Source organism: Limnohabitans sp. T6-5 (assembly GCF_003063315.1).
Classification (GTDB): Bacteria; Pseudomonadota; Gammaproteobacteria; order Burkholderiales; family Burkholderiaceae_C; genus Limnohabitans_A.
Map to the genome: position 1 here is coordinate 924,405 of NZ_NERV01000002.1, position 21,277 is coordinate 945,681.

General features: G+C 55.8%; 19 protein-coding genes. 9 read left to right on the forward strand and 10 right to left on the reverse strand.

What is annotated here, in order from left to right; all coding sequences use genetic code 11:
• Positions 1 to 42 precede the first annotated feature (42 nt).
• The 6 genes from B9Z51_RS10135 to B9Z51_RS10155 all read right to left on the reverse strand — a co-directional run bounded on the left by B9Z51_RS10135 (position 43) and on the right by B9Z51_RS10155 (position 4,587).
• Positions 43 to 1,029 (reverse strand): NADPH:quinone reductase, encoded by a 987-nt coding sequence (locus tag B9Z51_RS10135; protein ID WP_108374196.1) that lies wholly within the window; start codon positions 1,027 to 1,029, stop codon positions 43 to 45.
• Between the two features lie 41 nt (positions 1,030 to 1,070).
• Positions 1,071 to 1,826, reverse strand: a complete 756-nt coding sequence (locus B9Z51_RS10140; RefSeq protein ID WP_108374198.1) for a sulfite exporter TauE/SafE family protein — start codon at positions 1,824 to 1,826, stop codon at positions 1,071 to 1,073.
• 136 nt (positions 1,827 to 1,962) lie between these two features.
• Positions 1,963 to 2,199 (reverse strand): DUF2789 family protein, encoded by a 237-nt coding sequence (locus B9Z51_RS10145; protein WP_108374200.1) that lies wholly within the window; start codon positions 2,197 to 2,199, stop codon positions 1,963 to 1,965.
• A gap of 12 nt (positions 2,200 to 2,211) precedes the next feature.
• Entirely contained in the window at positions 2,212 to 3,639 is a 1,428-nt protein-coding gene (locus B9Z51_RS10150) for an alpha/beta hydrolase (protein WP_233254902.1), read from the reverse strand.
• Between the two features lie 12 nt (positions 3,640 to 3,651).
• Complete coding sequence (locus tag B9Z51_RS18820) at positions 3,652 to 3,885, reverse strand: hypothetical protein (protein ID WP_233254903.1); 234 nt, start codon at positions 3,883 to 3,885, stop codon at positions 3,652 to 3,654.
• Positions 3,886 to 4,092: 207 nt separating this feature from the next.
• Positions 4,093 to 4,587 carry an Rrf2 family transcriptional regulator gene (locus B9Z51_RS10155; RefSeq protein ID WP_108374202.1) on the reverse strand — a complete coding sequence of 165 codons (495 nt, stop codon included), beginning with the start codon at positions 4,585 to 4,587 and terminating at the stop codon, positions 4,093 to 4,095.
• Between the two features lie 147 nt (positions 4,588 to 4,734).
• Here B9Z51_RS10155 and B9Z51_RS10160 point away from each other — a divergent pair, with 147 nt between their 5' ends.
• The 6 genes from B9Z51_RS10160 (at position 4,735) to B9Z51_RS10185 (ending at position 8,982) form a co-directional block, all read left to right on the forward strand.
• Positions 4,735 to 5,373, forward strand: a complete 639-nt coding sequence (locus tag B9Z51_RS10160; RefSeq protein WP_108374204.1) for a trimeric intracellular cation channel family protein — start codon at positions 4,735 to 4,737, stop codon at positions 5,371 to 5,373.
• A 20-nt stretch (positions 5,374 to 5,393) separates the two neighbouring features.
• Complete coding sequence (locus tag B9Z51_RS10165; protein ID WP_108374941.1) at positions 5,394 to 6,356, forward strand: DMT family transporter; 963 nt, start codon at positions 5,394 to 5,396, stop codon at positions 6,354 to 6,356.
• Between the two features lie 297 nt (positions 6,357 to 6,653).
• Positions 6,654 to 7,127 (forward strand): rubrerythrin family protein, encoded by a 474-nt coding sequence (locus tag B9Z51_RS10170; protein WP_108374943.1) that lies wholly within the window; start codon positions 6,654 to 6,656, stop codon positions 7,125 to 7,127.
• Positions 7,128 to 7,172: 45 nt separating this feature from the next.
• On the forward strand, positions 7,173 to 7,337 hold the full coding sequence (locus B9Z51_RS10175) for a rubredoxin (RefSeq protein WP_108374206.1): 165 nt from the start codon (positions 7,173 to 7,175) through the stop codon (positions 7,335 to 7,337).
• Between the two features lie 12 nt (positions 7,338 to 7,349).
• Complete coding sequence (locus B9Z51_RS10180) at positions 7,350 to 8,507, forward strand: NAD(P)/FAD-dependent oxidoreductase (protein WP_108374208.1); 1,158 nt, start codon at positions 7,350 to 7,352, stop codon at positions 8,505 to 8,507.
• A 70-nt stretch (positions 8,508 to 8,577) separates the two neighbouring features.
• Entirely contained in the window at positions 8,578 to 8,982 is a 405-nt protein-coding gene (locus B9Z51_RS10185; RefSeq protein WP_108374210.1) for a YkgJ family cysteine cluster protein, read from the forward strand.
• Between the two features lie 124 nt (positions 8,983 to 9,106).
• On the opposite strand, the gene B9Z51_RS10190 is transcribed toward B9Z51_RS10185, so the two are convergent.
• Together B9Z51_RS10190 and B9Z51_RS10195 are read right to left on the reverse strand one after the other, a co-directional pair.
• Complete coding sequence (locus tag B9Z51_RS10190) at positions 9,107 to 9,427, reverse strand: hypothetical protein (protein WP_369958943.1); 321 nt, start codon at positions 9,425 to 9,427, stop codon at positions 9,107 to 9,109.
• A gap of 66 nt (positions 9,428 to 9,493) precedes the next feature.
• Positions 9,494 to 9,907, reverse strand: a complete 414-nt coding sequence (locus B9Z51_RS10195) for a transcriptional regulator (protein WP_108374212.1) — start codon at positions 9,905 to 9,907, stop codon at positions 9,494 to 9,496.
• Between the two features lie 119 nt (positions 9,908 to 10,026).
• Here B9Z51_RS10195 and B9Z51_RS10200 point away from each other — a divergent pair, with 119 nt between their 5' ends.
• The 3 genes from B9Z51_RS10200 (at position 10,027) to B9Z51_RS10210 (ending at position 18,114) form a co-directional block, all read left to right on the forward strand.
• The gene (locus B9Z51_RS10200) at positions 10,027 to 12,204 is read left to right on the forward strand and encodes a site-specific DNA-methyltransferase (RefSeq protein WP_108374214.1); all 2,178 of its coding nucleotides are present in this window, start codon (positions 10,027 to 10,029) and stop codon (positions 12,202 to 12,204) included.
• A gap of 112 nt (positions 12,205 to 12,316) precedes the next feature.
• A complete protein-coding gene (locus B9Z51_RS10205; protein ID WP_108374216.1) occupies positions 12,317 to 15,160 on the forward strand; it encodes an MIT C-terminal domain-containing protein in 2,844 nt (947 codons plus the stop codon).
• On the forward strand, positions 15,157 to 18,114 hold the full coding sequence (locus B9Z51_RS10210; protein WP_108374218.1) for a DEAD/DEAH box helicase family protein: 2,958 nt from the start codon (positions 15,157 to 15,159) through the stop codon (positions 18,112 to 18,114). Before B9Z51_RS10205 ends, B9Z51_RS10210 begins: the two co-directional genes overlap by 4 nt.
• A 116-nt stretch (positions 18,115 to 18,230) precedes the next feature.
• Here the strand turns inward: B9Z51_RS10210 and B9Z51_RS10215 are convergent, their stop codons facing one another.
• Together B9Z51_RS10215 and B9Z51_RS18825 are read right to left on the reverse strand one after the other, a co-directional pair.
• The gene (locus B9Z51_RS10215) at positions 18,231 to 20,450 is read right to left on the reverse strand and encodes a hypothetical protein (protein WP_108374220.1); all 2,220 of its coding nucleotides are present in this window, start codon (positions 20,448 to 20,450) and stop codon (positions 18,231 to 18,233) included.
• Complete coding sequence (locus tag B9Z51_RS18825; protein WP_233254904.1) at positions 20,447 to 21,115, reverse strand: hypothetical protein; 669 nt, start codon at positions 21,113 to 21,115, stop codon at positions 20,447 to 20,449. Before B9Z51_RS18825 ends, B9Z51_RS10215 begins: the two co-directional genes overlap by 4 nt.
• Between the last annotated feature and the right edge of the window lie 162 nt (positions 21,116 to 21,277).

Sequence of the window (21,277 nt, forward strand, 5' to 3'; positions counted from 1 at the left end):
AAAGTCATTCGCGTGAAGTTTTCATGACCAAGAACCATGATTTCAAAAGTCAATGACCACATTGCCCAAGGTCTGTCCCGCCTCGACCAGGCGATGCGCATGCGCCACTTGATCCAGCGTGCAGCGCGCACCAATGGTGTGAATCAATGACTGCGACAGTAGCAAATCATTCAGGCGTGCCAAGGCAGCAATCCGATCCGCTGGCGTCAGGTCATAGACGAGAAAGAACTTGACCCCCATCGACTGAAACAACCAGGGCCTGAAAGGCATGCTGACGTCAGGCGCGTTGGAGCCATAACAAACCACTTGGCCATGCGCTGCCAATGCACCTTGTGCAGCCCAGCTCGCTGTTGTCGAAAAATCCATGTCAATGATCACAGAAGCCCCGCGGCCTTGCGTCAGCGTCTTGACCCGTTCTGGCACCGATTCGGTTTTGTAATAAATGGCCTCCTTCATGCCTGCAGCTTGTGCATGTTGCGCTTTGGCTGGCGAGCCGACGGTGCCCAACACATGGCCACCCGCCTGAGTCACCATTTGAGTGATGTAGTGCCCCACAGCCGAAGACGCACCCGTGACCAGCACCGTTTGGCCGCGCAAATTACCCGCCAAACGCTCAGCCAGGATCACGGCTTGCACAGCTGTGAGTCCGGGTATGCCCATGCAAGCCCCGGCAGCGAAATCCGTACCCTGCGGCAGTGGCACCGCTTGGGCTTGCGGCAATGCGATGAGCTCCGCACAAGTGCCCCAAGGGCGCTGCCATTGACCATTCCAGACCCAGACCCGCTCGCCTACGCGGGAAGCGGCCACACCTGCCCCGACGGCTTCAATCACACCTGCCCCATCGCTGTGAGGCACGATCAAAGGATCGGTCAAAGGCTTGGCGCGACGAGATTTAACGTCCGAGGGATTCACGCCTGAGGTCATCAGGCGAACCAAAACCTCCCCTGCGGCGGGTTCTGGGGTAGGCAATTCACCCACCACCATCACGTCTTGGGCCTCACCGTTTTGGGTATACCAGGCAGCTTTCATGACAAGTTTGCTTTCAATGATCGAAATAAGTTGTTTTCACGTCAACGCAGGCCATCCCACAAAAGCTTGCAGCCTGTGAGGAACATGCCGGTGTAGACGAAGCGATAGAACAAGATAGGCTGGATGCGCCGCGCAATGCGCACTCCGGCCCATACACCCAGCGGCGCCAAAGGCAGCAGCACCAAGGAGGTGGCAAAGTTGCGCATGTCGAGCAAACCCAGCCAGGCATAAGGCACCCACTTGGCCATGTTCACAAAGAAAAACAAAAAGGCCATGGTGCCCGTGAACACCACGGGCTTGAGTTTGAGAGGAATGGCATACGCATTGACCGGTGGACCACCCGCATGGGCGATGAAGCTGGTAAAGCCAGATGTGCTCAGCAAGATGGCCCCCAGCCAGCGCGGTGGGGGCGCGCTGTCAGCACGGGGAGGAAACAGCAGACGTTGCATCAGGAACGTCAAAGTGAATGCCCCCACAACGCCCGCCACCGTCTGAGGGTTCAGGTATTTGAAAAGCAGTGTTCCGATGACAATGCCCAGCATGGCAAAAGGCAGCATGAACTTGAGTAAGTCTTTGTCCACATCCTTGCGAAAAGCGGCCATCCCCAACACGTCCATCACGAACAGCACCGGCATCAAGATGGCTGCAGCTTGAGGCACTGTGACCGACAAAGCCATCATGGGCACAGCCAAAGAGCCCAAACCCGCACCAAAACCGCTTTTGCTGATGCCCAACAACAAAACTGCAGGCACGGAGACCGCGTAGAAAAACGGGTCCGTGTTGAAAGGTAAATCCATGAAGGCAAGATCCTGAAACGTCCAACGGGCTCAGCCCCATCAGAACGAAAATGATCTTAACCGCCCACGCTACCGCCACCTGTCGTGTGCGCATCTGCGCTACACGGCCGCCGAGCCCCCTCTGCCGCAAGTCCTCTCAAAGCCCGTGTAAGGCCTTATTCAATTGATCGACTTGGTGTGACCAGTCCGAGTCTTGATGCAATGTTTCCCGCAAGAAGGCCGCCTGGGCAGGCAACCAGAACGGTGCATCGGACAAGGCCACATCACCTGGCAAGTCACCGTGCTCGCGCAAAAATCGGGCAATGCTGTCTGCGTCGCTGGGCAAGCCCAACTGTTCAAACAGTTCATGAAATGGATGGTGCGGTGATGTCATGGGGTATGAACTTCATTTTTGATGCACATAAGTGCCTGATGCATCGCACAGCGGGACCAATCCCTTGTCTGGCCAGCCCATGGGCGGTGCGGTGATGGACTCTCCCGAATGGTCTTTGAGCCAACTTGTCCAATGCGGCCACCAAGAGCCTTCATGTTGAGCTGCCGTCTGCAGCCAAGCATCCGGATCCAAATAAGGCCCATCGTGCAGGCGGGTCAATACTTGATAGCTGCGGCCTTCAACGCCGGGTGGATTGACGATGCCCACGTTATGCCCGCCCGAAGTCAGCAAGAAAGTGGTGTCCACATTCGTCAGCAAATGCAGCTTGTGCACCGAGCGCCAGGGTGCTACGTGGTCGCGTGTCGTGCCAATGCCGTAAATCGGGCACCCGATGGCCGTCAGGGCGATGGGCTCGCCATTCACCGGATATCGCCCGCTGGCCAGATCGTTGTGCAAAAACATGCGCCGCAAATATTCGGTGTGCATGCGATAAGGCAAGCGCGTGTCATCGGCATTCCAGTCCATCAGGTCACACACGGAGGAGCGTTCGCATAGCAAATAATCCTTCAAAATTCTGGACCAGTTCAAATCGCTGGAATTCATCCATTGAAAGGCGCCTGCCATTTGCGTGCTGTCCAGGTAGCCCTTGTCCCACATGATGTCTTCCAGATGCGCCACCTGGCTGTCATCAATGAACAACTCCAGTTCACCGGTTTCCGAGAAATCGGCCTGCCCTGCGAGCAACGTCATGCTGGCCAGGCGATCATCGTCATCACGCGCCATGGCCGCCGCTGCAATCGCCAGCAAAGTCCCTTCCAGGCAATAACCCACGGCATGGACTTTTTGCTCAGATGCCCATGTATTCAAAACCTCCAGCGAGGCCATCACCCCCATGCGCAGATAGTCGTCCATGTCCAGATCACGGTCTTCGGCCGTGGGATTGGCCCAGGACATGGCAAACACCGTGTGGCCTTGATCGACCAGATACTTCATCAGGGAGTTGTGCGGTGACAGGTCCAGGATGTAGTACTTCATGATCCACGAAGGCACGATCAGAATCGGCTCTGGACAGACCTGCGCCGTGGCGGGTGAATACTGGATCAGCTCGATCAGGTGGTTGCGAAAAATCACCTTGCCCTGCGTCACGGCCACATTCACGCCCACCTGATGGGCCTCTGTACCTTTCGGTGGAGCGCCTGCGCGTTGACGCTGTTCATCTTCTTGCCAATTTTTCCATCCCAGGCGCAAATTGGCCCCAGCAGTTTTCCGGGTGAGCTCCAGCGCCTCAAGATTTGTCCACACAAAATTGGCGGGCGACACCCTGTCCAGAAACTGCCGCACGGTGAAGTTGACAACCGACTCGTGGTGCGGTGATACACCTCGAACGCCGGTCGTCGCGTCATGCCACCATTGCTGGGTGATCAAAAATGACTGGCTCATCAAATTAAATGGTCAGCTCGGCCAACCCGAGTGCGCAAAGCTCGTGTCATGCACCATCGGCACGACACAAGGCTTGCAGGTGACCTCGTGGGACTGCGAGGCACAAATCACAATTTGCTCTGCGCTACGCCAGGCTTTGTGAATCAGATCAGCTTGCTCTGAAGGGTTGGACCCCAAATAGATCAACCAGTCCTCAAAAGCCATGCGCAAAGATGCCGTCGATACACCATACGTCCATGGAGACATCTGAGCATGCGCCCAACGGTCCAGAACAGGAGCGGGACGGGGCGATGCCGCCGCCAGGGATTTTCTTGAAGTAGGACTCACAGTCCCGATGCTAGGTAAAGGGCTGCTCTCAAGCCATTGACCTTTCGATCAATCCGGCTCTATCGGACGATCAATGCTCGCCAGTTATCGCCCTGGACCTGACTGACCACTGCGGCACCAGCAGCCTCAAAGCATCATGCTCAACTGAAACACCGAATTGGGTGCCTTGGGCATGACCGGCGCAGGCAAGGGTTTGAGCCTGAACTGACCGAGCATGCTCGTCACCCGCTCTGCACTGGGCATGACCGGCACCGCCACATCAGCCAAGGTTTGGGCATTCAGCACACTTTGCAGTTTGTTCTGGATTCCAATTTCAAGGGCCTTCAACGGATGATCGCCCTCGGGATAAAGCACATCAAAGTGGTGTTCAACTTCAAAATGCTTCACCACATCCCACAGCGAAATGTCTTCGGGATTGCCTCTGATTTGGTAGCCACCGCCCGGCCCACGGTGTGCGCGGATGACACCCGCTTGGCGTAAATCCTTCAAGATGGCCTCGGTGTAGGACGAAGACAAGCCAAGGCCCTTGGCAATTTCATCGGTTGTCACTGGCTGAACGATGGCCTGAGAGGCAATGAACACCGCGATGTCCACGGCTTTGGCGGTTTTTTTCAAAAGCATGCTGCACTCCGTTAACCTTCAGACATTCTATGACTGATTGGTCACAAAAAATACCATTTCGGATAATTCATTCAAAAATGAGACGTCACACACGCCCTGAGGTCCTGCGTGGCAAAAGTAGCAAGTAGCCCAGTTGATAATCCAAATATGTACGGAATTCAGTCTTGGGGTGACACCCTGCGTTTGCTGGTTGAGCTGTCTGCCACGGCCGCCTTTGCCCTGTCCGGCCTGATGGAAGCCGCCCGCAAACAGCTCGATGCTGTGGGTGTGTGCGTGGTGGCTTTTCTGGCTGCGTTTGGCGGCGGCACCCTGCGCGATTTGCTGCTCGATCAACGCCCCTTTTTTTGGGTACAACACACCGAAATGTTGTGGATTGTGCTGGCCTTGTGCGTTCTGGCCATGTTGTTCATGCGTCAGCGGCATTTCGAAGTGACTGAAAAAGCCATCCTCTGGCCAGACGCCATGGGCCTGGGACTGTTCACTGCCACCGGCGTGCACCATGCGCTGCAAGCCCTCCTGCCCGCAGTCGTTGCCGTACTGATGGGGCTGATCACCGGTGTCTTTGGCGGGGTATTGCGCGACATGGTTTGTAACGAAATTCCCACTGCCTTCAAAGACCATCGTCCGTATGCGGTGTGCGCCTTTGCTGGTGGATGGACTTATGTAGGTTTGTGGTCGTTGGATGCTCCTGGCTGGATCGCCTTGCTGGGTTGCCTGAGTGTCACCGTGGGACTGAGGGCTTTGGCACTGTGGCGCAATTGGCAATTACCTGCATGGCGCGCCTGAACCGTTTGCAAAACCACGACATGCCTGAAAACGCAAGCGCCTACTGGGGCGGCATCTTTTTTTCATTAGCCGCCGGCATGATGTGGGGTCTGGTGTTTGTAGGCCCGCTCATGTTGCCAGAGTACCCGGCCGCGCTGCACACCTTCGGGCGCTATCTGGCGTTTGGCGTGATCGCCTTGCCGCTGGCTTTCTTGGATCGGACTGAGCTCAAACGCCTCACGCGCACCGATTGGCTGGCAGCCCTGAAACTCGCCGCCATTGGCAACGTGCTCTATTACCTGTTTCTGGCCAGTGCCATCCAGCGTGCAGGCGGTGCCTTGCCCACCATGATCATCGGCACCTTGCCTGTGGTGATTGCGGTATGTGCCAACCTGCTGAACCATCAGCGAGACGGACGTTTTCCCTGGCTCCAACTTCTGCCCTCACTCGGACTGATTTTGCTGGGCATTGCTTGCGTCAACCATGTCGAATGGGCGGCTCTGCGCCAGAACCCAGACGCGGACACTGCACGTTACTTCACAGGGGCCATGCTGGCGGTTGGTGCCCTGGCCTGCTGGACCTGGTATCCGCTGAAAAATGCCGACTGGCTGCGCGGACACACCGATCGAAACCCACGTGTTTGGGCCACAGCACAAGGCTTGGCCACCTTGCCTTTGGCCCTGTTGGGCTATGCCGGATTCTGGGGGTGGGCCTGGATAACCCAAGACCCGTTGCCCATGCCACTGGGCCCCAGGCCCTGGAACTTTGTGGGCCTCATGATGGCCATAGGTCTGCTGGCTTCGTGGCTGGGTACGCTGTGCTGGAATGCCGCCAGCCAGCGCCTGCCCACAGCGCTGGCCGGGCAATTGATCGTGTTTGAAACCTTGGCCGCCCTGGCTTACGCATTTTTACTGCGGGCGCAATGGCCAGAACCCCTCACCTTGACAGGCATTGCATTGCTGATTCTGGGTGTACTGAGGGGCGTGCGGATCAAACCCTTGTAAAAAAGCCGCCGCTGCGGGCGACTCATCCCATCCGTCTGACCCCAAGGTGTTCTTCAACGCCTTGAGGCGTCTACGCGTCTATGCACATGCATCCAAAGTGCCTCATGGCTGCGCTGTGCCATTCAGACATCCGGCCAAGGCAATCCGGTGTCTCCACCGTTTGATCAGCCAGCATCACCATGTCCTGATCATCTATTTATTAGATTGATTAAAGAGAAATTATCCATTGGACTGATTTGTCTGCAAAACTCACAATTCATTCCATCGCAACACATCAAGCACCCGAAGGAGTTCACCATGGCACGTCCAGACATCAAAACTTACCAAAACCTCGAAGCCGCATTTGCTGGCGAATCGATGGCCCATATCAAGTACCGCTACTTTGCCAAGTTGGCCCGTGCCGCTGGTGACGAAGCCACCGCACAGATCTTTGAAGAGACTGCCGCGCAGGAAGTGATGCACGCATTTGGTCACCTCGATCTGCTCTATCCGGCTGGCGAGATGACGCCCGCCAAGGCCTTGCAAATCGCCATTGAAGGCGAAACCTATGAGTACAGCGAGATGTACCCCGGTTTCCGCAAGACCGCTGTGGAAGAAGGCAACGCCGCTGCAGTGGCAGAGATGGATGAGCAAATCAGCGAATCCAAAGAACACGCAGCACAGTTCAAGGCCGTGCTGGAAAAAGCTGCCAAGCGTTTTGCAGCACTGGCCAAAGTGGAAGAGCGTCACGCCAACCACTACCAGAAGGCCCTTGACGCCATCCAGGCGTGAACCCGGTCAACACCCATTCAACGATTTAATTATTTGGAGAACACCATGAAAGTTTGGCAATGCATCGTTTGCGGTTTCATCTACGACGAAGCCCAAGGCATCCCTGAAGACGGCATCGCACCCGGCACACGTTTTGAAGACATTCCTGAAAACTGGGAATGCCCCGACTGTGGCGTGGCCAAGGCTGATTTCGAAATGACCGTCATTTAAACAGGAGCGTCTATGACCCACAACACCGCCCCCGTGGTGATCGTGGGCTCCGGTCTGGCCGCCTGGACCGTGGCCCGCGAGCTTCGCAAGCTCGACAAGAGAGCCCCCATCACTTTGATTTCGCGTGACAGCGGAGACTTCTACAGCAAACCCATGCTGTCCAACGCACTGGCCAGCGGCAAAACTGCAGCCCAGTTGGTGAACAGCACTGCCGACAAAATCGCGCAGCAACTGGGCGTCACAGTACAAGCTCACACCGACGTGACGGGTGTGGACCGCGCCAGCAAAACGGTTCAGACCAGCCAAGGTACTGTTTCCTATGCAAAGCTGGTTCTGGCCACAGGAGCGGCCCCGATTCGTGTGGCTCTGGCAGGTAACGCCGCCAATCAAGTGTTGTCCGTCAATGACCTGGCAGACTACGACCGCTTTCGACAAAAAATTGCCGGTCGACAGCGCATCACCATCATGGGCGCTGGCCTGATTGGCTGTGAATTTGCCAACGACCTGGCGCTGGGAGGCTACGAGATAGATGTGGTCGACCCGGGTCTGCAAGCGATGGGCCGATTGTTACCCGACACTGTGGCGCAACACCTGCAATCGGCATTGCAACAAGCAGGAATTCGCTTTCATTGGGGCACCAGCGTGCAGGCGGTTGATGCGCGACATGGCAGCTTGCAAGTGCAATTGGCCAACGGCCAGACGCTTGCCACTGATGCGGTACTTTCAGCCATCGGTCTGCGTCCACGCATCGCACTGGCAAGTGCTTGTGGTTTGACCACCAACCGAGGCATCGTTGTCAACAGCCAGTTAGAAACCAGCGACCCCGACATCTTCGCGCTGGGTGACGGGGCCGAGATCGACGGCCAAGTGCGGTCCTTTGTCATGCCCATCATGCAAGCCGCCCGGGTGATCGCCACCCAGCTGGCAGGCACCCCGGCCGCACTGACTTGGCCCGTGATGCCCGTTGTGGTCAAAACGCCAGCCATGCCCGTGGTGGTGGTCCCGCCGCCCGCCCAGGCCAAGGGCGAATGGTCCAGTACACACAGCGAAGACGGCGTCAGCGCACGCTTCGCCTCTGCAGAGGGGAAATTGCTTGGCTTTGCACTGGCCGGATCATCCACCGCTCTGAAAAACCAGCTCGTGTCAGCCCTGTCTGCCGACCTGGTTTGATACCCCCTCCTCCAGCGCAATTCCCAAGCCCTGCGCTGGAGGCTGGCACCAGTTTGAGACAATCGGTGCCATGAAATCCCCCACCTCTATTGTTGATGTTGACCGCCCCGACAGCTGGAGCCGCTACCGCGCTGGCATGTGCGACACCTGCGCGGCCAACTGCTGCACCATGCCTGTCGAAGTCAAGCTGCCCGACCTGGTGCGGCTTGAACTGGTGGATGCGTTTGAAGCAGAACACGAAGACCCCAAAAAAATCGCCAAGCGCCTGAGCAAAGCAGGCCTGATTGAGCACTTCAATTTCAAAAACAGCATCTTCACCCTCTCGCGCCGAGCCAGCGGTGATTGCCAGTTTCTCGATGCCATCACCCGGCGTTGTACCGTTTACGAAAAACGACCCAACACCTGCCGACTGCACCCACAAGTGGGTCCACGCCCGGGGCACTGCCCTTATGGACTGTTGATCAAAAAACGCTGAGCGCTGCCACAAAGCATGCGAGATCTACAGGTCGGCACTCGCATGGCACAACATCTCGGATTGACCGATGCTCCCCTGTTCAAGCGCACACGCTTGCAACTGATCACCGTTTGAAACAGCCTGTTCAGTCAAAGACGTCAAAAGCAAAAAAAGCAGCCTCACGGGGCTGCTTTATTTCTGAAGGCCGTCCACGGCCCAGCTCCCTCAATACACCGGCTGGTGCTGTTTGAGGCTGGAAATGACTTCTGGTGTCAATGAAAACCCCACCCCCATACAACGCCGCCAATTCAGCAAACGCATTGGCAAATGCATCGACGCCCTGGCCAGAGATGAACGGGAGCGCACCGCCCGTCCAAGCCGGAAAACCAATGCCGAAGATTGAGCGGATGTTGCTGTCGTGTACCGATGTCAACACGCCTTGTTGCAGGTAGCGGGCGGACTCCACCGCTTGGCGTTACAGCAAGCGGTCCTTGATGTCTTGCAAGCCGAGCCGATCGATCCAAAGCAAACCTTACTTCTTGGCGGGTGCATCTTCCACCCCATTCGCCTTGGCAAAAGTAAAGATCACTTCCCGAATGATCTTGCGCTGCGGCGCAGGAAGCTGCAAAAAGGCGTCAAAAGTTTCGCGCTCCAAATAACCCACACCCTCGTCCCAGCGTTTTTGACGCTGTTCAATGGACTTGCGCACGGCACTACCAAAGCGCAGGACTTCTGGCTCCACGTTGAGCGAGGAAGCCAACACCAGCAACTTGTCCTGCGCCGGGATGGATTCCCCCTTCAGCCACCGGGACACCGCCTGGAACGTCACAGACCGGCCCCAGTAGTTGGTATTGAACAAATTCAACAAAACCGCTGGACGCGGCTCCAGTCCTGCGGACCGCATGGCGGCCTGCAAGCGCTCTGAGAATTCCAGCTTTTGATCCATGCAGGAACAGTAAATTTCTGTTCTATATCCATTTAACTTTGTGTTGTACTATTGGTTGAATTTTCTATTCAACTTTCGATTGAACAGGCATTCAAAGATGCAGTGCCTGTGCTGACAACATGCCGAAGTCCCTCCTCGAACAACTCCCTGAAATCGTGGCCAACGGCCGTAAACAAGCCGAAAAAATCCTGGAGGGCATCGAAAGTCGTCACCGCGTGGGCCTGCAAACCCGTGAGGTCGTGCTGCCTGCACGCGACACCAAGGCACAGGACTGGATCGCCCAACAAAACCGGGCCAGCCAGCGCGAAGTGTTTGCACCGGGGCAAGCCAGCTTGCTAGACAACCCGCAAGCCACGCTGGGCGCTGTGCCCGAAGTGCCTTGGGCCAACCGACTGATTTATGGCGACAACCTGTTGGCCATGGCAGCCTTGCTGGCGGGGGACGACAACACGCCGAGCCTGCGCGGCAAAGTCGATTTGATTTACATCGACCCGCCGTTCGACTCCAAGGCCGACTACCGCACGAAGGTCACTTTGCCGGGGGTGGAAATCGAACAAAAGCCCACCGTCATCGAGCAGTTCGCCTATTCAGACACTTGGAGCGACGGCACTGCGTCTTACCTGGCCATGATCACGCCGCGCTTGATCTTGATGCGTGAACTGTTGGCCGATACTGGCTCCATATACGTGCATCTGGATTGGCATGTGGGGCATTACGTGAAGCTGGTTTTGGATGAGGTGTTTGGGAAAGACCAATTAATTAATCAGTTGATCTGGAAGCGCGGCCATGCGCACAGTGATTCAAAGCAAGGTTCAGCGCACTTTGGTCGCTTGCACGACATGATATTTTTCTATTCAAAGTCGGAACAATATTTTTTTACACAGCAGTTCACTCCCTATACCCAAGAATACAAAGACACGTATTACAAAAGCATCGAACCAGAATCAGGTCGGAGATACTGGCTTGACAATTTACAAGGCCCTGGTGGCGCGACAAAAGGCAACCCCTATTACGAAGTAATGGGGGTCTATCGCTATTGGCGGTACAGCAAAGAAAAAATGGATCAGCTGATCAAGGATGGCCGAGTGATCCAGACAAAGCCTGGAACTGTTCCAAAGTACAAGCGCTATTTAGACGAGATGCCCGGTAAACCAACACAAGACATATGGGATGACCTTAAAAGCTTAGGCGGCTTGGGCGCTAACGTTGCGGAGAGGATCGATTACGACACACAAAAACCCGAAAGTCTTTTGGAGCGTATTGTTCGTTCTTCTTGCCCTGAAAATGGCATCGTCGCTGACTTCAACGGTGGCTCCGGCACCACAGCCGCAGTCGCAGAGAAACTTGGCCGCCGTTGGATCATCACAGACATTGGCAAACCCGCCTGCATGATCATGCGCAAACGCCTGATCGACCAAGAGGCCAAGCCCTTCCTCTACCAAGCCATCGGCGACTACCAAGTCGAAGCTGCCAAAGCACATTTGGGCCGCGATTTCCGCATTGGCGATTTGTCGCAGATCGTGTTGTCGCTCTACGGAGCCCTGCCATTGCCTCCGGATGTGAACCCACAGCGCAACCTTGGACAAATCGCAGGAATGGCACTCGGAGCAGGCCGTGGCAGCAAAACCCTTGTGTTGGCCGATTCGCCCAACAAACTCACCGGTATGGCCACGCTCAAGAAGGCAGTCGCCCAGCGCGACAACCTGATGGGCGGCTGGGACCGTGTGGTGGTGCTGGGCTGGAACTTTGAGCCGTCGATTGGCGAAACCATCACGGCGCTCAACGACAGCCGACTGGAAGTGCTGGTTATTCCACCCGACCTGATGGACCGACTCAAGAAAAAAGGTGGCATCGACAAGCTGCGCGGGCAAGTGCGGTTCTCGTCACTTCAATACCTGACCATCGAGCCAATCACGCGCCAGGTGTCAGCCAGTGCAGGCGATGCACCCCCGACCGAAACACTCACGGTGAAGCTCAAAAACTATGTGCTGCTCTCGCCCGAAGCGATCAACCTGGACGACGCCAACCGCCAAGCCTTGCAGCAAGTAGCCAACAAAGAGCCGCTGGCCCTGATCGAGTATTGGGCGGTGGACCCGGACTATGACGGCAAGGTGTTCCGCTCAGTCTGGCAAGACTACCGGGGTAACACCGCCAACGATGCCGATGTGCTGCGTGTGGTCACGCAGGGGCAAGTGACCGTGCCGGTAAAGAGAGGGCCACGCAAGGTGTGCGTGCGCGTGGTCGATGTGTTTGGCTTTGAAGCCGAAGTAGTGGCCACTGTGGAGGCCGCGTCGTAACCCCTTATGTCGACTTTCAGCCAGATTTGACGGTATCCGATTGAAAACCATCCACCAACATGGTTTGAACACCCCCCAAAAAACTCTCTTTTGAACATCAGGGAATAACAATATGAAAGCACCTAAACAGCTTCGACGTGACATTCAAGACCTGTCTTCGCATTTGCAACAAGTACAGGGTGGATTGCAAAGTCGAGCAACGATCAAAGTGGCCAACATTGGCAAGGAATGTCTGCGCAGTGCCAATGCACTGAAGCAATTGTTGGAAAGCCAACAAGTACCCGGCGAGTTCAAGGTCGCTGTGGTGGGCCGATTCAAGGCGGGCAAGTCGTCTTTCGTCAACGAGTTGCTGAACAACCGACTGGCCAGCGAGGGTACATTGCCAGAGACTGCGGCAGTGACCACGTTCAAGCACGGTTCAAACGTGAGGGCCAACATCAGGTTTGTGGACCAGACAAGGTGGCATGAACTCAAAAAACTACACACCGATGACCCTAAACATCTTGATGTTCATCGGGTACGCAGCTGGGTGAGTTTTTCTATTCCCAAGAAAAACAAGGAAGGTGAGCCAGATACGGTTTTTGATCTACAAGGGCTAGAGAGGGAACACGTACGAGAGGGTGGCCACACTGTGACGCTGGAGCTGCCAGCGCAATCGACCAAAAAAGCCACTACTGATTTTCGGCGCAAGCTCAAGGAGTACACCACTGCAAGCAGCCCGCTGCATTGCCTTGTGGACAGCATCGACATCACTGCCCCAGCAGAGATACTGGATCAAGGCGTACTGTTGATTGACACGCCCGGCCTGGACGATACGGAGCGATTCCGAGTGACCCTGACTGAAAGGGTTGTCGCGGATGTGGATGCGGTGCTGTTTTTGACCAAATCTGGCGCTTCCTATGGTCAGTCCGAAAAAGACTTCCTGCTCTCTTTGTTGCGCAAAGGCACTGTCAAGCAATTGATTGTGGTGGTGACGCAAATTGACGAAACCTACAACAAAGTACTTGCGGAAGCCGAGGACAACGACGAAGACCCTGAATCGATTGCCGACTGCATCGCACGTGAACGAATCAAGATTTCACGGGAAATTTCCGAAACGCTGAAAGACTTGGAACAAGACGGCAGCCTACACCGCTACCAGGAGCAATTGGGCGAAGTGCCAATTGCTTTCACATCCGCACGCCTGCACCGGGATTGGAAAGAAAAAAAGAATTTGCCGTTTGTAATTACCCCATCAGACCCGGGTGGCGTAGATCAATTGAAAGCAGATCTTCTGAAACTGTTGTCCACAGAATCACGCTTGGCACAGACTGCCGAAAATATCATCAAAGGTGCCAGTCATCAGCTGTTGGAATTGCAGTCCGTACTTCAAAACAAACTGCAATCGCTTCAGATCACCCAGAACAAGGAGGTGGCTGAACAAAAGCTAAAGACCTTTCACGGTGAATTTGGGGAGGCTCGCAAAGGGTTTGCCCGGACTGTTGAGCAACAAATCCAGCTCATGACAGAGCGTTTGAGCGAGCAACCCCAGCGCGATGAAGTCTTACTGAGCCTGATTACAGCCTTGGCCGAGCAGCCTCTTTCGGCCATTGAATCTGACGACATGGGACGTCATTGGAAAACTCGACGATACGGTGGTTGGGGGCATTTGTCTGGCTTGCAGGGTGCCACCGCAAGTCTCATTTTCCCTAGAGTGCAACAGTTGCTGGATACCCGGACAGCTCTTTTCTCGAACTATGCTCAGCGATTTGAAGAAGCACTTTTGCGTCTGTCCAAAAACAGCGAAGAAATATCTGAGCGTCTGGAGCTGGGAACCAATGTGCCTTTGGACGTTTCAGGCAAGTTGAAAGGGGTGCTGGAGCGCTCCATGCAAAACGCCCAGGAAATGATCGCGATTGAAGAGCGCAAAGTGCAGCAACTGCTGGATGATTTCGTGACTGACAGCGTAGCCGACCGAATTTCTGAGAAGCGTAGGTTAGTGGCGGACATCTGGGAAACCGGCACGACCGTTCGCCAAAACGAGCAAATCAAATCTTTCTACCGCGAAGTCAAGTCGCTATTGACCGACGCGCTGCAAAGCTATTTGAAAGAAAGCAGTCACCGCTTCGGTGAATTTTTGCTGGCCGAAGCAAAGGCAGCACCACGCGATGCCCTGGACAGTGTCGATGTATTGCTGGAACAAGCGGCAGACAACATTTTGGCAGCAGCCACCTTGCATCTGACCGGTCAAACGGAAGAAGCCACCGCTGCAATTACAGGCATCAACAATGAGCTGCTTGGGACCTTAGAAAGATTCCGAACCGTCATGCCAAAGAGTCCAACACTTGTCGTGGAATCCACAAAGTCAGCACAGCACAGCGCGAATACACCTATTGCCACGACAAACAAGGCTGCATCTGATTTATTCGTTATGTACGAAAGCGCAGATTGGGCCAATGAGGTACAGACGACCGCAACGGTGTGCATCAGTCGTTTGCAGTTGCAAGAAGGTTCGATCGGTTGGTCGTACGAAAAACTCTTTGAATCTCGGTTCTTGCAGGGTGCATTACAGCTGTCTTTGATTGACCCTCATCTGTCAAAGGCAAACCAACTGCGCAACGTGCAAGAGTTCCTCATGCATGTGGCAGAAGCCGCCAAACCCAAAGCCATTGAGATCGTCACGTCCCATCTTGACGGCGAAATGATCGCCCAGCAAAACCGTGTTTTGGACGAAGTGGCCAAGGACTTGTTTCAGCAGTTTGGTGTGGCGCTGACACTGCGACGAGAAAACGGTCTGCATGACCGGTACTTGCGACTGAACCATGGCGTGCTGTTCAAACTGGGGCGTGGTCTGGATGTCTACAAACCAGCAACAGGTTTGGCCGCTCACCGCCCAGCAAGCCGACATGTACGGGCGACAGAAATCGATGTATTCGTGGTACCCGGCCACACACTGACTGCCTCTGACGCATCATGAAATCAGATTCAGATCAACTGGCCTTGGCCGCAGGCCTGACCGCCAAAACGAATCAGCTCTGCCTAGGCCTAGAATCGGGTGCAGCGGACATTCTAGAACTGGTCACCCCCACCACGGCCGACCTGCTGGCTTGGTGGTTTGGCGAAGACATGGTGATGGCCCGGGGTGGTTTGAACTTCCATGCCGGACAACAGCAGGCCATATTGAACGCCATCGTGGCGCACGAGGTGCTGGGCGCTGACCTTGAGCGCTGGACGCTGCTGGACCTGTACCGCGCCGCCGCACCCGATGCGCTGCTGACAGGCACGCGCTTGAACGAAGTGTCGGCCGACAAACACGGCCACCCCAAGTACTGCCTGAAGATGGCCACGGGCACGGGCAAGACCTGGGTGCTGCAAGCGCTGATGATCTGGCAATTGCTCAACAAAACCGCCGCACTGGCTGATGGCATGGACGACCCGCGATTTACCCGTCAGTTCATGGTGGTGGCACCAGGCCTGATTGTTTATGAGCGTTTGCTCGATGCGTTTTGCGGCAAGTTGGTCGCTGGTGGCAACGGCTCGCGTGACTTTGCCAGTTCCGACATGGCCAAGTTTGCCGACCTGTTCATCCCCGAGGCGCACCGCGAATCGGTGTTTGCCTTTGTGAGGGGCAACGTCTGCAGCAAGAACGAGATCGGATTGAAAGCCACTGGCAACGGCATGATCGCCATCACCAACTGGCACCTGCTGGCCGAAGGCGATGTGACGGAAGACATTGAAGAAGTCGAAACACTGGGCGCACCGCTGGACCCGCAAGACGTGGTGGCCCAGGTGCTGCCGCTGACACCCGGACGCGCCACGGGCAACAGCCTGGACGTGCTGGACCGCCGCTATGCACGCGGCAATGTGCTGGAGTTTTTGGCGCAACTACCCGAGCTGATGGTGTTCAACGACGAGGCACACCACATCCACGAGTTCAAGCGTGAAGGCGAGACCACTGAGGTGGAATGGCAAAAAAGCCTGAGCCGCATCGCCCAGACCAAGGGCCGCCGCTTTGTGCAGGTGGACTTTTCGGCCACGCCCTACAACGATGTGGGCTCGGGCAAGATCAAGCGCAAGGTGTTCTTTCCGCACATCGTGACCGACTTTGACCTGAAGAGCGCCATGCGCGCCGGGCTGGTCAAGTCGCTGGTGCTGGACCGCCGCAAGGAAATCGGCGCATTGCCGCTGGAGTTCAAGGCCGAGCGCGATGAATCGGGCAACCCGGCTCTAAGCGAAGGCCAGCGCGTGATGCTGAGGGCAGGCTTGGCCAAGCTACGCAAACTCGAAAAAGACTTTGCCGCCATTGATCCGCACCGCCACCCTAAGATGCTGGTGGTCTGTGAAGACACCACCGTGTCACCGCTGGTGGCCGAGTTCTTGCGCGACCAGGAAGGTCTGAGCGAAGACGAGGTGATGACCATCGACTCGGGCAAAAAGGCCGAGCTGGGCGAAAAAGACTGGGCCCCTGTGCGCGAACGCCTGTTTAGCGTGGACCACCACGCCACACCGCGTGTGATCGTGAGCGTGTTGATGCTGCGCGAAGGCTTTGACGTGAACAACATCTGCGTCATCGTGCCCCTGCGCTCCAGCCAGGCGCAAATTCTGCTGGAGCAAACCATTGGGCGTGGCCTGCGCCTGATGTGGCGCGACGCCGAATACAACGATATCAAACGCGAAAACCGCGAACTGATCGAGGCCAGCAAAGAACCCGGCAGCTTGCTCGATGTGCTGTCAATCGTGGAACACCCGGCGTTTCAGTCTTTCTATGATGAACTGATCAACGAAGGCTTGGCGGGCACCACAGGCGATGACGACGGGGACGGCAGCTCGGCCACGGGTGACGTGATCGCCGCTGAATTGCGCGAAGACTTTGAAGCCTTTGACTTCGGTATCCCGTTCATCCTGCAAGAAGCCGACGAACTGCGCGACCACAACCAGATCGACGTAACTGCCCTGCCAGCCTTCACGGCCATGGCGGCGGACCAGCTCAAGGGCATGCTGGGCAAGGGCGACACCTTTGTCTCGCAAGACCTGCAAAGCGCCACGCTGTTTGGCGACTACCGGGTGGACGGTGCGGTGATGAACGTGAGCGGCTACAACGATTACCTATCGCGCCTGACGCGGCGCATCAGCCAGGCGTTGAGCGAGCCACTGCCCAAAGGCAACAAGATCGCCACGCACCTGGCCAAGCCCTATCTGCAAGTGAACACCGCCGAGCTGACCGGCTGGATTGACGACTACGTCTGGACGCAACTGTTTGCTGGCACCTTCAACCCGCTGGAAGATGAAAACTGGCGCTTGCTGCTGTTGCAGCCCGTGGTGGACCACATCACCAAAGTGTTTGCCGTCGGCCTGCTCGAATCGGAAGAAAAGCACACAACAGGCCAAACCGAGGTGCATCTGCGGCATTTGAGCGAAGTACCCAAGCTCATGGTGCGCGAGAGTGCGTCGCTGGAAGTGTCCAAATGCATCTACACCCGGCTGGGCTGGCCCAGCCGCAACGGCGGGCTGGAGCGCGCCTTCATCCACTGGGCGCAAGCCGACACGCAAGTGCTGGCGTTTTGCAAGATCAGCGAAAACCGCCACACCTTTGCCCGCCTGCGCTACGTGAAAGACGACGGCCTGCCCGCCTTCTACTCACCCGACTTTCTGGTGCGCACCGCGGGTGCGGTGTACCTGGTCGAAACCAAAGGCCAGGAACAAACCATTCACCCCAACGTGCAGCGCAAACTCAAAGCCGCGCTGGCGTGGTGTGAACGCATCAACAACCTGAGCGAAGAACAACGCGGCGGTCCGCCCTGGCACTACGTGCTGCTGGGCGAGGGTGTTGTGTATGAGTGGCAGGGCAAAGGTGCAAGGCTGGCGGAGCTGCTGGACTATGCAAGGCTGCGGCCGCTGGGTGAGGCTTCGCTGCAGCAGCGGTTGATTTGAGGGGTGACTCGATTTTGAAGTCGACAATCCTCACCGAGGAATGACTCGTCAAACCTAACAAAGCCGACCCTAGTGTCAGAACGGCTGATAACAGAGAGTGAACTTAAATGGCCCAACTAGCCAGTCGCCAATTTTGGCTCGATTGCTGCTTTGACGAACCCCAAGCCCTTTAGGCTTTCCTCGCTTACCCCGTAGGCCCTCAAGACCTCCCAGGCTGAACCAATGTCGTGTAAAGTTCCCAGCTTTCCAGCAAGCAGTGCGATGGCGAGCTCAATTTGGTAAGCCCCTGCACCAGCGTGAGTATTGGGGTCGCGGAGCACGCGTGCTAGAAAAGCAATCATGCTGGTCGAAACCTCATCAGGCTTGAGCGCGCGCAGTATCGAGCAAGCGATGAGTGGCTCCGTATAAGCGTTTTCAAAAACGAAACCATCCATGCGAGTGGGGTTCGTTAACGAATGGGGATCCAGAGGGTCCACGACAGCTGTTCTACGTTGCTGTACAGCACTTGCCGTGGCAATCAAAACCTGAAGTTGGGTGGAGCCCTCATCCCCAGCTACGGAGCCAGCCGCCAAAGGCGGACATTGATGCCCTGCGGGAGCTGGCGCGATGCAGTGCATCGCGCCAAGATCCTCCTTGGTGCTCAGCACCCCTTTTCTGAGGGTAAGCTGACTGTCAAAGCTATCACTCTTTTCCGCTAGCGTAGTCAACCACTGCTGCTCTTTGCACCATGGGCATTCATCATTCTTGTGCCAAGTTGGCAACGGAATCCAGTAAAGTTGATGCCAAGTCGCTGTCCACGCGTGTCGAGTGGTCAGTCCCTTGCGAATTGAGCTTAATTCAACCTCCGATGGGGTGGTCACGATCGGCGCGAAGAAGTGCACATGGGCGAGCTTCTTCCAGAGTGTCTCCCGCGTTCTTCGTAGCTCAGAATTTAGGTCTCTCATAGTCTGCCCAGAGATCACCTTGTCGTCGAAGACCAGGACCACCGGGTTCTTAGACACCTCTAACTTCGCGCTATCTAACTCACCTACCTCCATGACTGGGATGTCTCGCCACGCTGCTATGGTCGCACGCAGCAGCCTACTGGCCTTGTGACTGGGGATGAGGACCCAATCGGGCTTGGGATTCAGCGAGTCCAGTTTACTGTGGACTTCAGCGGAGAACCCACCATGTGTGAGCAGTTTAGTTACGTCGATACCGTACGCATGGTGGCGTGGGAACGCCTCATTGGCTTCGTCAAAATGAACTCTAAGTGCTCCCTCGACAACGCCATATGTATCGAGAAATGGGCGCTGAAGGACAAAGTAGTTCTCTGGCAGTTTGATATCTTTGTCATCCGCAAGGCTGACAAAAAAAGAGTTGCTTTGGATCTTGATGGGTTTTCGTCGGTCCGGGCCACACATGCTACAGCTCGCAGCGTCAGCTGAGTGCACATACCCATCCAAAGGCAAATGAGCAAGCGGCTTCAGCCCGTCAGGAATGTCGACAGCCGAGAACGCCAGACAAAAATCTAACTCGACCTCTTTGTCGCCAGCAAGCTCCTTAAGAATTTTCGCCAACTTACCTGTTGAGGCAATGCCAATCACCGCGGTAACCGGACCAACAACTCCTTCTAAGAGTCGAGAAGCAGCTGCACGTAAAGCGGACTCATTTGGGTAGCCATTCAGCGCGAGAACGTTACGATTTCCGCCGTAGACGAGATTGACGTGCGTTCCTAGCAAAAGCATGCTTGGGTGATCAACTAGGATCGTGCGGTCTGGCGGACTCTCGTCGTCCTCCAAATTTGCCATCAACGAGACCGCTATCCAATAGGCAGTGCGCTGGACTGAATCAATGCAATCGAACGACTCTGAGAGTCTGATGAAGTGAGAGGCGTGCGCTTGTGAAGGGAGTTCAAAATGCGCACCGGCTGGGGCTCGAACAATGCTGCGTGCCAAGCCATCCCTGACAGCTGCGCACATGGCCTGCTCTATCAAGTCGTCTAATTCGACCTTCGCCAGCGGCTCAAAAACATGCGCTTGATCATTCTCGTAGCTAATGCGGACTGGCTTTAAGCGACCAACCGTCAAGGGGTGTGCATCTCGGCCAGATAGCCAAGAGGGATTAGGTGCAAAGTAAAGCACCTTGTTGGGAACACGCTCACGCGCTTGCTTACGTGCGACGACTACTTCGTCGGCCAAAGGAAGATCCTCAGTGGACACGTGAACCCATTGAGGGCCGTCGACATAAATCAGAATGCTGTCGCACTCATGTAGTTCGCGCTCATTCAATGCAGTCAGTAAGGTCTCAAGGTCATTGAGATCCGACAGGACATCCGTATATACAAAGGTCTTCATGCGACTGGCAGAAGGTTCTTTCGGTCGAAGAGCTCGCGCTGATCCAGCCCAGACTCGAACTCTGGCACCCAGATCGAAACCACAGTTCCACACCCTTTTGTTGAAGGGTCCTCAACGATGGCAGCTACATCTAGTTGTGGATACTCGCTATCTTCCAACGAGAAATCTTGAACGAAGTGCACACCGGAGGAATGAATTTCGATACGAGCACGCATCCGGTGAGCTGCCGACAATGCATTTGATAGCCCACGACCCCGTTTGATATCACCCTTAGGCTTTCGTGTGACGTCCGCAGTGAATGCTCTTGCGAAGCGTTGAATCGGAGTCTCATTGGGCGTGTCAGGCGGCAGGGTGTGCTGGATGCCGTCACCTTGGTCGGCCACAGTCATGCACACGAGACCCAAGCCCAATTTCCCGCCAGCAGCTTCTGAGCTGCGCGCAATGTACTTCTGCATTTCCTCAGACAGCGAATTGTGCTTGGTAGTGCTCTTGATGACCACCTTGTCCATCATCAGTGCACGCACTCCCTGCCGCGCAACGCTGTTTGTGCTAAGGGTCGACTGGCCATGTTCTTGGGAGTTGACGAAGCACTCAAAGACGAATGACGTAAGGTCAGAGACCGTTGACGAATTCAAAAAATAGTGAAACCCAAGAAGCTGAGCCATGGACGAGAGCAATTGGTGAAAGCCGCTTCGGTCCAACGGAAAGTCTCTGTCCTCATGGCGAGCATAGGCTCTGAGTTTTGGAGGCAGACTGTGTCCAGGATCTACGCAGACTAGGGAACAGTTTTGCCCCATTCCCAAAAGCCCACCCCGCTCGCGATAGAA

Coding starts and splice junctions, on each gene's coding strand:
- B9Z51_RS10145 (WP_108374200.1), bottom strand. CDS start 2,199: ATGACATCACCGCACCATCCATTTCATGAACTGTTTGAACAGTTGGGC.
- B9Z51_RS10165 (WP_108374941.1), top strand. CDS start 5,394: ATGCCTGAAAACGCAAGCGCCTACTGGGGCGGCATCTTTTTTTCATTA.
- B9Z51_RS10160 (WP_108374204.1), top strand. CDS start 4,735: ATGTACGGAATTCAGTCTTGGGGTGACACCCTGCGTTTGCTGGTTGAG.
- B9Z51_RS10210 (WP_108374218.1), top strand. CDS start 15,157: ATGAAATCAGATTCAGATCAACTGGCCTTGGCCGCAGGCCTGACCGCC.
- B9Z51_RS10155 (WP_108374202.1), bottom strand. CDS start 4,587: ATGCTTTTGAAAAAAACCGCCAAAGCCGTGGACATCGCGGTGTTCATT.
- B9Z51_RS18820 (WP_233254903.1), bottom strand. CDS start 3,885: ATGTCTCCATGGACGTATGGTGTATCGACGGCATCTTTGCGCATGGCT.
- B9Z51_RS10140 (WP_108374198.1), bottom strand. CDS start 1,826: ATGGATTTACCTTTCAACACGGACCCGTTTTTCTACGCGGTCTCCGTG.
- B9Z51_RS10205 (WP_108374216.1), top strand. CDS start 12,317: ATGAAAGCACCTAAACAGCTTCGACGTGACATTCAAGACCTGTCTTCG.
- B9Z51_RS18825 (WP_233254904.1), bottom strand. CDS start 21,115: ATGGCTCAGCTTCTTGGGTTTCACTATTTTTTGAATTCGTCAACGGTC.
- B9Z51_RS10150 (WP_233254902.1), bottom strand. CDS start 3,639: ATGAGCCAGTCATTTTTGATCACCCAGCAATGGTGGCATGACGCGACG.
- B9Z51_RS10185 (WP_108374210.1), top strand. CDS start 8,578: ATGAAATCCCCCACCTCTATTGTTGATGTTGACCGCCCCGACAGCTGG.
- B9Z51_RS10170 (WP_108374943.1), top strand. CDS start 6,654: ATGGCACGTCCAGACATCAAAACTTACCAAAACCTCGAAGCCGCATTT.
- B9Z51_RS10195 (WP_108374212.1), bottom strand. CDS start 9,907: ATGGATCAAAAGCTGGAATTCTCAGAGCGCTTGCAGGCCGCCATGCGG.
- B9Z51_RS10215 (WP_108374220.1), bottom strand. CDS start 20,450: ATGAAGACCTTTGTATATACGGATGTCCTGTCGGATCTCAATGACCTT.
- B9Z51_RS10180 (WP_108374208.1), top strand. CDS start 7,350: ATGACCCACAACACCGCCCCCGTGGTGATCGTGGGCTCCGGTCTGGCC.
- B9Z51_RS10135 (WP_108374196.1), bottom strand. CDS start 1,029: ATGAAAGCTGCCTGGTATACCCAAAACGGTGAGGCCCAAGACGTGATG.
- B9Z51_RS10200 (WP_108374214.1), top strand. CDS start 10,027: ATGCCGAAGTCCCTCCTCGAACAACTCCCTGAAATCGTGGCCAACGGC.
- B9Z51_RS10175 (WP_108374206.1), top strand. CDS start 7,173: ATGAAAGTTTGGCAATGCATCGTTTGCGGTTTCATCTACGACGAAGCC.